At 49.3% G+C, this 13273-nt stretch carries 13 protein-coding genes; 9 read left to right on the top strand and 4 right to left on the bottom strand.

The window, feature by feature from the left end; all coding sequences use genetic code 11:
* Window positions 1-123 precede the first annotated feature (123 nt).
* Window positions 124-696, bottom strand: coding sequence for a YceI family protein (locus A5320_RS12720; protein WP_068065310.1), 573 nt, complete (start codon window positions 694-696; stop codon window positions 124-126).
* Window positions 693-1307 carry a cytochrome b gene (locus A5320_RS12715; RefSeq protein WP_068065307.1) on the bottom strand — a complete coding sequence of 205 codons (615 nt, stop codon included), beginning with the start codon at window positions 1305-1307 and terminating at the stop codon, window positions 693-695. Before A5320_RS12715 ends, A5320_RS12720 begins: the two co-directional genes overlap by 4 nt.
* A gap of 333 nt (window positions 1308-1640) precedes the next feature.
* Here A5320_RS12715 and A5320_RS12710 point away from each other — a divergent pair, with 333 nt between their 5' ends.
* The 9 genes from A5320_RS12710 to A5320_RS12670 are packed head-to-tail and all read left to right on the top strand — an operon-like array spanning window position 1641 to window position 11098.
* Window positions 1641-2768 carry a methyl-accepting chemotaxis protein gene (locus A5320_RS12710; protein ID WP_068065304.1) on the top strand — a complete coding sequence of 376 codons (1128 nt, stop codon included), beginning with the start codon at window positions 1641-1643 and terminating at the stop codon, window positions 2766-2768.
* Window positions 2769-2780: 12 nt separating this feature from the next.
* A complete protein-coding gene (locus A5320_RS12705) occupies window positions 2781-3146 on the top strand; it encodes a response regulator (protein WP_068065301.1) in 366 nt (121 codons plus the stop codon).
* Between the two features lie 10 nt (window positions 3147-3156).
* The gene (locus A5320_RS12700; RefSeq protein WP_068065297.1) at window positions 3157-3471 is read left to right on the top strand and encodes an STAS domain-containing protein; all 315 of its coding nucleotides are present in this window, start codon (window positions 3157-3159) and stop codon (window positions 3469-3471) included.
* A gap of 1 nt (window position 3472) precedes the next feature.
* A complete protein-coding gene (locus A5320_RS12695; protein ID WP_068065294.1) occupies window positions 3473-5572 on the top strand; it encodes a chemotaxis protein CheA in 2100 nt (699 codons plus the stop codon).
* A 39-nt stretch (window positions 5573-5611) separates the two neighbouring features.
* Window positions 5612-6109 carry a chemotaxis protein CheW gene (locus tag A5320_RS12690; RefSeq protein WP_231916724.1) on the top strand — a complete coding sequence of 166 codons (498 nt, stop codon included), beginning with the start codon at window positions 5612-5614 and terminating at the stop codon, window positions 6107-6109.
* A gap of 29 nt (window positions 6110-6138) precedes the next feature.
* The gene (locus A5320_RS12685; protein WP_068065288.1) at window positions 6139-7950 is read left to right on the top strand and encodes a methyl-accepting chemotaxis protein; all 1812 of its coding nucleotides are present in this window, start codon (window positions 6139-6141) and stop codon (window positions 7948-7950) included.
* Window position 7951: 1 nt separating this feature from the next.
* A complete protein-coding gene (locus tag A5320_RS12680) occupies window positions 7952-8797 on the top strand; it encodes a CheR family methyltransferase (RefSeq protein WP_068065285.1) in 846 nt (281 codons plus the stop codon).
* Between the two features lie 10 nt (window positions 8798-8807).
* A complete protein-coding gene (locus A5320_RS12675; protein WP_068065282.1) occupies window positions 8808-9872 on the top strand; it encodes a protein-glutamate methylesterase/protein-glutamine glutaminase in 1065 nt (354 codons plus the stop codon).
* Between the two features lie 11 nt (window positions 9873-9883).
* Window positions 9884-11098, top strand: a complete 1215-nt coding sequence (locus A5320_RS12670) for an EAL domain-containing response regulator (protein WP_068065279.1) — start codon at window positions 9884-9886, stop codon at window positions 11096-11098.
* On the opposite strand, the gene A5320_RS22155 is transcribed toward A5320_RS12670, so the two are convergent.
* Both A5320_RS22155 and A5320_RS12660 read right to left on the bottom strand, forming a co-directional pair.
* Window positions 11095-11436, bottom strand: a complete 342-nt coding sequence (locus A5320_RS22155) for a chemotaxis protein CheD (protein ID WP_197490107.1) — start codon at window positions 11434-11436, stop codon at window positions 11095-11097. The genes A5320_RS12670 and A5320_RS22155 overlap by 4 nt on opposite strands.
* 250 nt (window positions 11437-11686) lie before the next feature.
* Window positions 11687-13237, bottom strand: coding sequence for a methyl-accepting chemotaxis protein (locus tag A5320_RS12660; RefSeq protein ID WP_068065273.1), 1551 nt, complete (start codon window positions 13235-13237; stop codon window positions 11687-11689).
* Window positions 13238-13273: the final 36 nt, after the last annotated feature.

The following is a 13273-nucleotide window of genomic DNA, read 5'->3' as shown; positions in this document are numbered from 1 at the left end:
CTATCGACCATAAAAAATGCCGCATACAAGCGGCATTTTTTTGTTCAGTCATTTTTATACTTTAAAAAAACCTAGGGCGTCACTCACCGCGTCAGCGGCAGTGCGCCGCGTCTAACCGCAGAATTACTTACGAACACCTTCGACCACTAAATCTAAATGCACAGTTTCTGATGCTGGGCCAAGAATGTTTTTGATGCCGTAGTCAGACAGATTAATACTGGTTTTACCTTCAAAACCTGCACGGTAACCACCCCATGGATCTTTACCTTCACCGGTTTTCATCGCTGCGATGGTAATTTCTTTAGTCACGCCGTTTAAGGTGAAATTGCCAACCAGATCAAAATTAGCACCGTCTTTTGGCACTACTTTCGAGCTGACAAAACTGGCTTTGCCATTTTTATCAACGTTTAGGAAATCCGGGCTGCGTAAGTGTTTATCACGCTCGGCGTGGTTTGAGTCAACACTCTTGGTGTCAATGTCCAGCTGGATTTTCGAAGCCGCCAGGTTTTTGTCGTCATAGCTGAAGGTACCGCTAAACGTATTAAAACGGCCATGTAACCAGCTATAACCTAAGTGGCTGACTTTAAACTGGACAAAGGCGTGTGCGCCCTGCGTGTCGATTACATAATCAGCAGCCTGAAGAGCCGGAGCTGCTAACAGGGTTGTGAATAAACTTGCCAATACGAGCTTTTTCATGAATTTTCCTCAGTTGAATTAGTTAAGTCGGTAGAACCAGTTAAATTTTTAGAAACAGGAGCGTTGTCAGTTTTGGACCACCACATACGCTTCAGTGTGGCATCCTTATCTATAAAATGATGCTTTAGCGCGCCCAGAGCATGCAGCACTGCCAAAGCTATCAATCCATAAGCCAGCCACTGATGCAGTAGCCCGGCTCTGTCCGCTTGCTGGCCGAAGAATTCGCCAAAACCTGGCACCACGAACCAGTTAAACACTTCTATACCCCGGTTATCCGCGGTTGAAATCAGATACCCGGTCACCACAATAAAAAATAGCAGTACATACAACAAGCCATGGGTCAGTTTCGACGCACGTTGTACCAACAAACTATGCGAAGCCAGTGGCGCTGGTTTACGATTTTTAAAAAAGACCGCCAGTCGCACCAGCAACAATACTGCCAGCACAATACCGACACTTTTATGATAGTGCGGTGCGGTTTTATACCAGGCGCTGTAATAGGTTAAATCGACCATCCAAAAGCCAACGCCAAACAGTCCAAAAATCATTAACGCCATCAGCCAATGCAGCAATTTAGACACTGCAGAATACGAATTATCAGTCGGTTGCATGATTTCTCCTTTATTGAGACACAGCATAACGTCGAATTGATTAAAAGAATATGGCAAAAAAGCCGATTATACATTCGAAAATATAGAACGATCTTGCCAGATTCAACGGCAAAAGCGACAAGCAAATTGTAAAAATTTAACAAAATCAGCAGGCCCAGTATGGCGACAACAGCGCGCTACAATAGGAAAATCCTGAATATTTTCTGTACTTTACCTTGACTTCAGCCGGGGAGCGGTTATTGCTTATGTGGGAACAAATACAGTTGCTGGACATCTCCCATCCGAATTTGGGAACCGGCAACAATTCAGGCGCATTTTTTTCGAGGAACCGCTATGCCCCAAAATCTTCGTCTGCCGTTGGCTTTGCTTTTATTGGTGCTGATTATTGTTATGGCATGGATCACCACCAGCGGCTGGCTAAGCGCTTTAGCGATGAGCGTTGCCGGACTTGGCATGATGTTGCTGTTATGGCCAAAACCAGCAGCGGTCGCTGAGATAGCCCATGAACGCCCTGCCCCCGACCTTCGGCCTTTTGCTGGAAACTTTTTGCAGCTGATTAGTCAAATCACCCCGTTGTGGCTGAAACAATCGGACATGGTGAAGCAACAAACCGAAACCGCAGTGGTGAATTTGTCGCAACGTTTTCAGCAGTTGTTGCAGTTGTTATCCGCTGATACCCGGCAAAACAAACCAGGTGATCAAGAGCTGATTACCATGATCAAGCAATCGGAAAGCAAATTACTGGCAATGACCGAGCGTCTGGTCAATGCCCAGCAAAACCGGATGAGGATGCTAACTGAAATCCAGCAACTGACCAAAGTCACTGAAGCTTTGCAGGGCATGACCTCTGAAGTTGGTGATATAGCCGCCCAGACCAATTTACTGGCATTAAACGCGGCCATCGAAGCAGCTAGAGCCGGAGAGAGCGGTCGTGGTTTTGCAGTGGTCGCCACCGAAGTCCGGGCATTGTCAAATCGCAGTAGCGAGGCCGGTCGCAGGATTAAAGAACGGGTAGCCGATGTTACGCAGGCACTGACCAAAGTAGTACAGGATAGCGAAGGCCAGGTTGAACATGAGCAGCAAATCATCGCCCAGACTGAACAAACGATCCACGGTGTAATGGCCGATTATGAAAGCGCGGTGCAAGTAATCACCAATACCAATAGCCAATTGACCGAGCATTTTGGGTACGTGCAGCAACAACTGTCCGAAGTAATCGTCAATCTGCAGTTTCAGGATCGCGCCAGCCAGATCACCAGTCATATCATCGCCGATATGCAGAAATTGGTACACACCGCTGCAGATTTCCAACAACAACTAGCCGCCGACCAAATTCCGCAACCTATCTCCGTGCCGCAATGGCTGAAACAACTGGAGAGCACTTACACCACACTGGAGCAGGTTAGAGTGCATTCTGGCCGCGAAACCAGCAGTTCCGATGATGACGTGACTTTTTTCTGAAGGAAGCAGCCAATGAAAACAATTCTGATTGTCGACGACTCTATTAGTATTCGTCAGGTCGTGGGCATGACATTAAAGGCCAATGGCTTTACGGTGATTGAAGCTTGTGATGGCAAGGATGCCTTAACAAAACTGACCGGTCAAAAAGTGAATCTGATTATTTCCGATGTAAATATGCCGAATATGGATGGAATTACCATGCTCAAAGCGGTCAAAGCTATGCCCGCTTACCGGTTTACGCCCGTGATCATGCTGACCACCGAAGGCTCAGACCAAATGAAAGAAGAAGGTAAAGCAGCAGGTGCTAAAGCCTGGGTGGTGAAGCCATTTAAACCTGAGCAAATGCTGGCCGCGGTCAATAAATTGATCCTGCCCTGAGGAGGTTGATATGCCTTTGTCCATGACGCAAAAAGCCGACTTTGTCATCGCCGAATTTGACACTGAGCTGACCATTTTTAATGTTCGGGAAGCGCACGACCTGTTGCAGGCTGGATTGGCGAAACTCCCGAGTCGGCTGATCCTGGATGTCACTGCGTTGCAAGATCTGGATTCTGCCGGTTTACAACTGTTGTTGTGGACGCTGGAGCAAGTCCACTCACCGGCGCAGGCAGTTATTTCGGCCGGTGATAATCCGCAGTTTAGACGGTTAAGCGAACTTTACGCCGTGCAGTGGCCGACTCAATTTACTTCGCAGGATGACTGATATGGACATGACGCAGGCCCGCAGTTTATTTATCGACGAAGCAAATAGCCTCCTGGCCGATATGGAGCGTTTCCTGCTGGAGATTGAAGCCGGTGATGCCACGTCGGCTCAGCATATTGATGCTATTTTTCGCGCGGCACATACCATCAAAGGCTCGGCCGGGCTATTCGGTTTTGATCATATCGTCGCTTTTACCCATAACGTCGAGAGCGTGCTGGATAAAGTACGTTCTGGTCAGCTGGAGCTTGATGGCGAATTGATTAATCTGATGTTGCAATGTCAGGATCACACCGCCAGTTTAATCCGCCAGTTGGAGGATGAAAGCAGTGGTATTGATCTGGTCACAGGCACCGCCCTCATTAAGCAGTTACATCTTTATCTCGATCCGGCCCCTGTGGTTATAGTTGCACCGACCGCAGCGTTAACCCATACCGAACACTGGCAGCTTGATGTGCATTATGGCGAAGATGTGTTTCGCGATGGTATGGATCCGCTGTCGCAGTTGCATTATTTGCAAAGCCTTGGCGAATTAAAACAGGTTCGGTTGGTGCCGCACTGGCCAGCACCAGCGGCTTTTGATCCAGAGTCCTGCTATTTACAGCTGAAGTTTGAACTTGCCAGCACCGCCACCAAACAACAAATTGCCGATGTATTCGAGTTTGTTCAGGACAACAGCAAAGTACAAATTTCACCGCCGAACCAGATCAAAGCCTCGCTTGATGCCTTGCCAACGGTTGATGAAAAACTCGGCACTTTGCTGGTCAATGCCGGCGCAGTCACCGAACGTGAACTGCAAAGTGCCCTTAGTTCACAAAAAGAGCATGACAATAACCAGGCCTTAGGTCAGGTGCTGGTTGACCAGGGCGCCGTCAGCCCAGAAATGGTGGCCGTCGCCCTGGATAAACAAAAAGCCACTGAGCATAAAAGACCGGCTGATTTTCAGTTTCTCAAAGTCGAAGCACGCAAGCTTGACGAACTGATCAATCTGGTGGGCGAGCTGGTCACCGCCGGTGCTGGTATTGACGTGCTGGTGCAGGAAATTGCCAATGAAAAACTAAAAGAATCCTTCAGCGTGCTGACCGGTTTGCTGGAGCAAATCCGTGATGGCGCGCTGGGTTTGCGCATGGTACAGGTGGGCGAATCGTTTAGCAGGTTACGCCGCATTGTCCGTGATGTTTCAAAAGAGCTCGGCAAAGATATCGAGTTGACTGTAGAAGGCGCCGATACCGAGCTTGATAAAAGCATGGTCGAAAAGTTATCCGATCCATTGATGCATATAGTGCGCAATGCGCTTGATCATGGCATCGAAAGTAAAGAGCTCCGTCTTTACAAAGGCAAACCGGCGCAAGGACAGCTGAAACTCAGTGCTTGTCATGAAGCAGGCTCGGTGGTCATTGAAATTGCCGACGACGGCGCCGGACTCAATATCGAACGTATTCGCGCCAAGGCAATTGAAAAAAATATCATCAGTGCTGATCAGGAACTGGCGGAAGAAGATATCTATAAACTAATTTTCGCCCCCGGCTTTTCCACTGCAGCGGCCGTAACCAACCTGTCTGGCCGTGGTGTCGGCATGGATGTGGTGAAACGGAATATTGAAGAGCTGCGCGGCCAAATTCAAATCAGCTCGGTGCCGGATCAAGGCACGGTGTTTCGCATCCGCTTACCGCTGACACTGGCTATTATTGACGGCTTTTTGGTCAGCGTGGCCGGTACCCACCTGGTACTGCCGCTTAATATGGTACAGGAATGTATAGAGTTTCAAATGTCGCAACAGGACAACGAACGTAACTACCTTGATTTACGCGGCGAAGTGCTGCCGTTTATCCGCTTGCGTCAGCTGTTCGACTTGGCGGGACCGCCGCAGAGCCGGGAGAATATTGTGGTGGTGCAATATGGCAAACATCGCGCCGGACTGGTGGTTGACCATCTGCACGGTGAACTGCAGGCGGTGATTAAACCCCTGAATACGTTGTTCCGATCATTACGTGGTATTGGCGGTTATACCATTCTGGGTTCTGGCAATGTCGGGCTGATCCTGGATATACCGCAGTTGGTGCAGTTCGCTACAAACCTTGAAAACCAAAGTTTTGTCCATTAAACGCCAAATCACCATTTGCCAGATTAGAAGGAGCCTATCGTGGACGAGCAATTTAACAAAGACCCGCTGAGCCATCAGCATTTTCTGACTTTTTTACTCAGAGATGAATGTTTTGGCATCAGTATCAGTTCAGTCAAAGAAATCATTGAATATGACAATGTCACCCCTATCCCGCTGATGCCGGATTTCGTCAAAGGCGTGCTGAATCTGCGTGGTGATGTAGTGCCGGTGATTGATTTGTCGATTAGGTTTAATAAATCAGCGACCGAAATCAGTAAAAGAACCTGTATTGTCATTTTGGAAATTTTGTTTGAAGAGCAAATTGTCACCATTGGCGCCGTGGTCGACAGTGTCAGTGAAGTGATTGAAATTAATATGGATAACATCGAACCCGCGCCAACTTTTGGCGCGAAAATCCGCGCGCAGTTTATTTTGGGCGTAGCAAATGTGGGTGAGCAATTTGTCATTCTGCTGCGGGGCGAACGGGTACTTTCGCTGGATGAAATGGCAGCTATTATCGAAAAAGTAGCTGATTAAGTACAGTTGTTCACCAAGCGGAGAGTCCGATGTTAGAAAAGATGAAGGTTTCGACCCGACAAGCGCTGCTGGCGGGTTCACTTATTCTGTTGTTACTACTCACTGCTGGCCTGGGCTTGCGTGGGATCTGGCTGGAGCATAGCACCATCACCAGTTTGTATGATGACCGGATAGTGCCGCTGCGTGATTTATCACGAATTAATGATAGTTTCGCGGTGTTGCTAGTGGAATCGCCGCAGAAGGTCTATCGCCAGGAACTGACAACCGACAATGCGTTAAAGCAGGTTACACAGCTATTGCAACAGAACGATCAACTATGGCAACAGTATCTGAAAACCTTGCTAACCCACGAAGAAAGCCAGCTGATCCAACAAGTTAAACCTGCCCTGGCGGCTGCGATCACCCAGCTGGAGCAGCTGCAGGCATTGTATAGCGCCTATCAGCCAGAGCCGATGCTCAGTTATATGCAAAAAAATATGTACCCGGTTTTCCAACCGCTGGCCAATGCCCTGAATGACCTGCGGGAATTACAAGCGCGGGAAGCGGAACAATTGTATTTGGCCTCTGGCGAACGGTACCAGCAAATCCTGTTGCAGACGTTGCTGGTAACAGCCGTTAGTCTGCTGGCAGCATTGCTGCTCAGTGTCATGATAAGCCGCAGCCTCACCCGCCAACTGGGCGGTGAATTGCAGCTTGCATCCGATATTATTCAACAGGTCGCAGCCGGTGATTTAACTGTCAAAGTCCCGATCCAACCGGACGATGAGCACAGTATGCTGAGCCAAATCAAACGGATGGTTGAAAATCTGGCGCGGATCATTCAGGAAGTGCGTACCTCAGCCGGCACTTTATCTGCCGCGTCCTTGCAAATGAGCGGTACCGCTCAGGGTTTAAGTCAGTCATCCACCGAGCAGGCCAGTAGCGTCGAGCAAACCAGTGCTGCGATGGAGCAGATGTCGGCGTCTGTACAACAAAATAACGAAAACTCGACCACCACAGAGCGCATCGCCAGAGAAAGTGCCGCCCACGCAACTACCGGCGGAGTGGCAGTGCGTGACACCGTTGCCGCGATGCACCAGATTGCACAAAAAGTGTCGATTATTGATGATATCGCCTATCAGACCAACTTATTGGCACTCAATGCAGCCATTGAAGCAGCACGGGCCGGTGAACATGGTTTAGGTTTCGCGGTTGTTGCCGCCGAAGTGCGTAAACTGGCAGCACGCAGTCAAACTGCCGCTAAAGAAATTGGCGAAGTGGCGACCGGCTCAGTGGCGCTCGCCGAGCAAGCCGGCAACCTGTTACAGCAAATGTTGCCTTCCATTGAAAAGACTGCTGAGTTGGTGCAGCAAATTGCCGCGGCCAGCGATGAGCAAAATCAGGGTGCCCAGCAAATTAATGGCGCTATCGCCCAAATCACCCAGACCACCCAGCAAAATGCCGCAGCGTCTGAAGAATTGTCGGCAACTTCCGAGGAACTGACCGGCCAGGCACAGCAACTTATTGAATTAATGTCATTCTTCCAGTTGCCAGCCATGGCCAATGATTACGCTGCTGCGGCGGTTGCCAAAACCAAGCTACGACCAGCATTTGTAGCGGCCAAGCCTAAAGCCGCAAATCTGACTTCAACCAGAACAAAAGCCACGACATCGGACTCGTTCAAACCGGCTGGCAGCACTGTCACAGCAAAACCAATGACTCCAACAAATACGCCACGCAAAGGTGCGAAACCATCACTTCCGCCTGCTGTCACCCATTCAAAAGTGCTGCCACCGGCCAAAACGCTTCCCAAAACCAGAGCTGGCAGCAATGACGACGATTTTGAATATGAGAAGTTCTGAAATGAGCGGAAACAGTCAGTTGCATAGTTTATCCAAAGCCGAATTCGGACAGTTTCGCGATTGGTTGTATCAACAGGCTGGTATTCACCTGGCTGATGTTAAATGCAGCATGGTCAGTGGCCGTCTACAAAAACGCTTGCATGCGCTGCAATTACCCGGTTTTGCCGCTTATCTTGATTATTTAAAGGTGCCGGCGCACCAGCAGGAACGGCAGACAGCGCTGAATTTACTCACCACCAACGAGACTTATTTTTTTCGGGAAGAAAAACATTTTCAATTTTTACAAAAACTGTTAGCAGCGCAGCCACAGCAGCAAAACTTGCAAGTATGGAGCGCCGCAGCGTCGTCCGGACAGGAAGCCTATTCTATCGCCATGACGTTGGCACAGCAGCTTGGGCTGAATAGCCGCTGGCAAATCAGCGCCACCGATATCAACACCACGGTGCTGGAAAAAGCACAGCGGGCGATTTATTCGATGGACGAAGCGACAAAAATTCCCGAAGCGATGCTCAAAGCCTATTGTGATAAGGGTATCGGCAAAGACGAAGGCTGGTTTCGCATCGGCCAAAATATCCGCCAGCATGTCAGTTTCAGCGTGACTAATTTATTTAAACCCGATAAACAATTGCCGGTTTTTGATGTGATTTTTCTGCGCAACGTACTGATTTATTTCGAATCTGAAGATAAAAAACTCATCGTCAATAATGTGTTAAAACAACTAAAACCCGGCGGCTGCTTGCTGGTCGGACATTCTGAAAGTATCCATGGTTATCATCCGGCGCTAGTGCAGCTGCAACCAAGCTGTTATCGCTATAGCCCTGAAAGTACCGGTTATGTCACGATCTGAAGGAGTCTGAATGTCTGCACAACGACGGATAAAGGTGTTGATCGTCGATGATTCGGCGTTGGTCCGGCAAGTGCTGGCTCAGCTGCTGGATGGATTTTCTGATATTGAAGTGATGGCGACGGCGCCTGATCCAATTTTCGCCATGGCCAAGATGAACAAAGAATGGCCGGATGTGATCACGCTCGATGTAGAAATGCCGCGTATGGATGGTATTACCTTTTTAAAACAGATCATGTCAACCCGTCCGACACCGGTGCTGATTTGCTCATCGCTGACCGAAAAAGGCGCAGCCACCACGATGCAGGCTATGCAGGCCGGAGCTGCCGGCATCTTCACCAAACCGCAGCTGGGCGTAAAAGAATTTTTGACCAGCAATAAACAACAGTTTGCTGATGCGATTCGCGAAGCGGCGAAAACAAATACAAAAAACCTGATACCCCGCACTTTGTTGCCGCCATCGCCGGTGATGACGCCACAGGAAGCAGAACCGGCAGCAATGGCGAAGACCACCGAGCGCGTGATTGCTATTGGCACCTCTACGGGGGGCACTATCGCCCTGGAATATCTGCTATCACAACTGACGTCGGTATGTGAGGGCATTGTCATCGTGCAACATATGCCGGAGAAATTTACCGCTGCGTTCGCCGCCCGTCTAAACTCTATCTGTAGTATCGAAGTTAGGGAGGCGCGCCATGGCGACCGGATCCGCCCTGGCTTGGCGCTGATTGCCCCGGGCGGCCAACATCTGTCGATTGGCCGCAATGGTGCCTATTATCAGGCGCTGGTCAAACCCGGTCCGGCCGTGAACCGCCATTGTCCGTCAGTTGACGTGTTATTTCGCAGTGTGGCCAAAGTTGCTGGCGTGAATGCAATCGGCATTATTATGACCGGCATGGGTGACGATGGCGCCCGCGGATTATTGGAAATGCGTGAAGCCGGTGCCAGAACTTTTGCCCAGGACGAAGAGAGCTGTGTGGTCTTTGGCATGCCCAAAGAGGCCATTAAACGTAATGCCGTTGACTACATCGTCGGGCTCGACCGGATCCCCGGTATCATGATGAAGTACAGTCAGTAAAAGGGAACTACATGGATAGTCTGAAAGTCTTGATTGTTGATGACAGCGCCGTACAACGGGAGTATCTGCTGCAGCTTTGTCGCGATGCGGGGATGACCCAATTTTATGTGGCTGAAAACGGCGAAATCGCGCTGCCGATCCTGGCGCAGCAACAAATCGACTTATTGATTTGCGACCTCGAAATGCCGGATCTGGATGGCATCGAACTACTTCATCAAATTGCTCAGATGCATTCTGCGGTCAAAGTAATTATCGTCAGTGGCCGCGAACTGAATCTGATTAGTTCCGTTGAGCTTATGGCAAAATCTGATGGACTGAATGTGGTAGGAAGCATGCAAAAACCGGTGAATGCCACGTTATTTGCCGATTTGGTGGCGCAACTCAGTCAACAGGCCGTGCAAAAGTCCGTTGCCAAAACCAGAGTCGAATTATCACCGTTGGAATTTAACGAGTTGCGCGAAGCGATCCTGCAGCATCGGTTTATCCTGCACTATCAGCCGAAAGTTGATCGCAGCACCGGCAATCTTGCCGGCGTCGAAGCCTTGGTTCGCTTGCAACATCCAACCCGGGGGCTGGTGTATCCCGGTGATTTCATCGCCATCTGCGAGCGTTATCAACTGATTGATGCCCTGAGTTACGAAGTATTGTTGCAGGCAATTGCACAACTGGAACAATGGAAAAAACAAGGCTTTTCCAGCACGATTTCGGTCAATTTATCGGCGACGTCTTTTGAAAACAATTCGTTTATGTTGCAAGTGAATAAGCTACTGGCGCAGTCGCCAATTCTGCCGACCGATTTAATTTTTGAAGTGACAGAAACTGCGGTTATTCACAATATGGGACAGGCGCTGGCGTTCCTGAGTAGACTACGGTTATCTGGCTTTGGTTTGTCGATTGATGATTACGGCACCGGTTATTCCTCAGTTAAACAGCTGTCACAAATTCCGTTTACCGAATTAAAAATTGACCGCAGCCTGGTAGATGGTATCGCCAGCCGCCCCCATCTGCAGGTTATTTTTGAAAGTACGGTCTCAATGTGTAGTAAATTAGGTATTCATGTGGTGGCTGAAGGCGTTGAAAATGCTGCCGACTGGCAATATCTGACGCGGTTTAACGGACTGATAGTACAGGGTTATTATGTTGCCAAACCGATGAACAGCGCTGATTTGATCTGCTGGGTACTGGAAGGATGCCAGCCGATTGGATTAGCGCAACGGGCAAGCTAGTCGTTTTTCACTTGTTTTAACCAGACCTGACCGCTCCATACTTCAAAAATCAGGTTACGGTGATGAAAACCGCCAACATGCTCTGCAACACAATTTAAGCCATGATGCACAATCAGTTGCCGTGCCGCAGCTATATTCTGTTGACCTATTTGCCGCGTTTGCGCAATTTTCCCACTGAACATACAGGCACCGCCAAAAATCTTCACCTGCAGCTGATTCTTTTTCAAACCAAGTTTTTCCAGATCACTGAGCATGGCCGACAATCCACTGTCAGCATAACGGCCCGGAGCCAGCTCTGTTGCCGCCGCTGAAGCTGCTGGTAACAAAAAATGCGTCATCCCGCCGATTCTTGCAGCAGCATGCCAACAGGTAAAAGAAACACAGGACCCCAACAACGTACGGATACGACAATCCCGATCTGCAATCAACCATTCGCCGGGTTGCAAAAACATATCGATGACATGAGGCGGAGCAACAGGCCTGACCATGGCTTTCCTGCGCGGGGAAGCCAACACAACAAGCATTGGCCAACTTCCCTGCATGATTGTTTAGAACGGTTTATCCACAATGCTGTGGTACTTCAGCTACTTAGTAGTGATATGCTTTGGCTGTACCAGCGGCCGTTGGACCAACTTTAAAGAACCCAATCAGCTCCTGCAGCTGCTCGGCCTGCCCACTCATTTCTTCAGCGGTCGCCGCCAGCTCTTCACTGCTGGCCGCATTTTGTTGGGTAATTTGATTTAACTGGGTCATCGCGATGTTAATTTGCGTGGCGCCGCTGCTTTGCTCGTCACTGGCCGCGCTGATTTCCTGCACCAGTTCCGAGGTGCGTAAAATGCCTGGCACAATTTCTGTTAATAACGAACCGGCTTTCTCCGCCAGCCCAACACTGTTTCGGGCTACTTCACTGATTTCCTGCGCCGCAATCTGGCTCCGCTCTGCCAGTTTGCGCACCTCGGCCGCGACCACTGCAAAACCACGGCCATGGGTGCCCGCTCTGGCAGCTTCGATAGCGGCATTCAAGGCCAATAGATTTGTCTGATAAGCGATGTCATCAATGATGCTGATTTTATTGGCGATACTTTTCATTGCAGTGACTGTCTGACCAACGGCCTGTCCACCTTCGCCGGCCAATTGTGCAGCTTTGGAGGCAATGCTTTCAGTGACTTTGGCATTTTCAGCGTTTTGGCCAACTGATGCGCTCATTTCTTCCACTGAAGCACTGGTCTCTTCAACACTGGCAGCCTGTTCACTGGTGGCTTGCGACATGGTCTGCGCGGTTGAACTGACTTCTTCTGAAGCCGAAGAAAGGTTGTCAGCGGCACTTCGCACTTCGCCAACGATTGACGACAGTTTCACTACCATCTGCGCGATGCCTGCCAGCATGCTGTGGTCGTCACCTTTTTTCAGTTGCACCTGGACCGTCAAATCACCAGCTGACACTGCCGCCACTACGTTCGCAGCATAAGAAGGTTCACCACCAAGTTGACGCAATAGATTCTTAACGATAAAAAATGCAATCAGCCCCCCGAGGATCAAACTAATCATCATTATAATGGTCACCAATTGCTGCGCTGAGGCGTAGATAGCATCGCCGAGTTTACTGGCTGCATCCGCACCAGCCACATTAAGCTCAACCAACTGAACTGCGGTCGCGGAACTTGCGTCAAACAGCTTTTGCGATTCGCCATTAATCAACACCATCGCTTCTTCAGTTTTTAACTGCCGCGACAATTGCAGTACTTTGTCGTGCACTTGCCGGTAGGCTTCGTATTGTTTAACAAATTGATCAAACAGGTTTTGTTCTTCAGGACTCGCAATTAAAGCCTGATATGCCTTTTTATTCGATTCGATAGTTTCACTGACTTTCTGCATAACTGCTTCCAACTGCTGCATCTCAGCTTCATTGGTCGCGATGATATGGGCAAGCTCGGCGATCCGAAAATCAGAAGTGTTGGTGTTCAAATCCATTATAAAACGCGTGGCCGGTAACCAGTTGCTGGTAATTTCGGTTGACTGATCATTCACTTTACTCATTTGTGTCAGCGCTGAAATGCCCATAATTCCCATCAATATCAACACTATTGCAAAACCTAAACCGAGTTTCGTTCCGATTTTCATATTATTAAAAGCTTCCATAGCGTCGCTCCGTGAATAAGATAAATTTGATCTAAT

The sequence above is a fragment of the Rheinheimera sp. SA_1 genome, assembly GCF_001669775.1.
In the GTDB taxonomy this organism is placed as follows: Bacteria; Pseudomonadota; Gammaproteobacteria; order Enterobacterales; family Alteromonadaceae; genus Pararheinheimera.
The sequence above is the reverse complement of the archived record's forward strand: the minus strand, read 5'-3'. Positions and strand labels throughout refer to the sequence as shown.

Bases quoted from the DNA above. Each gene is read 5' to 3' on its own strand.
- A5320_RS12720 (WP_068065310.1), bottom strand. From the start codon at position 696: ATGAAAAAGCTCGTATTGGCAAGTTTATTCACAACCCTGTTAGCAGCT.
- A5320_RS12715 (WP_068065307.1), bottom strand. From the start codon at position 1,307: ATGCAACCGACTGATAATTCGTATTCTGCAGTGTCTAAATTGCTGCAT.
- A5320_RS12710 (WP_068065304.1), top strand. From the start codon at position 1,641: ATGCCCCAAAATCTTCGTCTGCCGTTGGCTTTGCTTTTATTGGTGCTG.
- A5320_RS12705 (WP_068065301.1), top strand. From the start codon at position 2,781: ATGAAAACAATTCTGATTGTCGACGACTCTATTAGTATTCGTCAGGTC.
- A5320_RS12700 (WP_068065297.1), top strand. From the start codon at position 3,157: ATGCCTTTGTCCATGACGCAAAAAGCCGACTTTGTCATCGCCGAATTT.
- A5320_RS12695 (WP_068065294.1), top strand. From the start codon at position 3,473: ATGGACATGACGCAGGCCCGCAGTTTATTTATCGACGAAGCAAATAGC.
- A5320_RS12685 (WP_068065288.1), top strand. From the start codon at position 6,139: ATGTTAGAAAAGATGAAGGTTTCGACCCGACAAGCGCTGCTGGCGGGT.
- A5320_RS12680 (WP_068065285.1), top strand. From the start codon at position 7,952: ATGAGCGGAAACAGTCAGTTGCATAGTTTATCCAAAGCCGAATTCGGA.
- A5320_RS12675 (WP_068065282.1), top strand. From the start codon at position 8,808: ATGTCTGCACAACGACGGATAAAGGTGTTGATCGTCGATGATTCGGCG.
- A5320_RS12670 (WP_068065279.1), top strand. From the start codon at position 9,884: ATGGATAGTCTGAAAGTCTTGATTGTTGATGACAGCGCCGTACAACGG.
- A5320_RS22155 (WP_197490107.1), bottom strand. From the start codon at position 11,436: ATGACGCATTTTTTGTTACCAGCAGCTTCAGCGGCGGCAACAGAGCTG.
- A5320_RS12660 (WP_068065273.1), bottom strand. From the start codon at position 13,237: ATGGAAGCTTTTAATAATATGAAAATCGGAACGAAACTCGGTTTAGGT.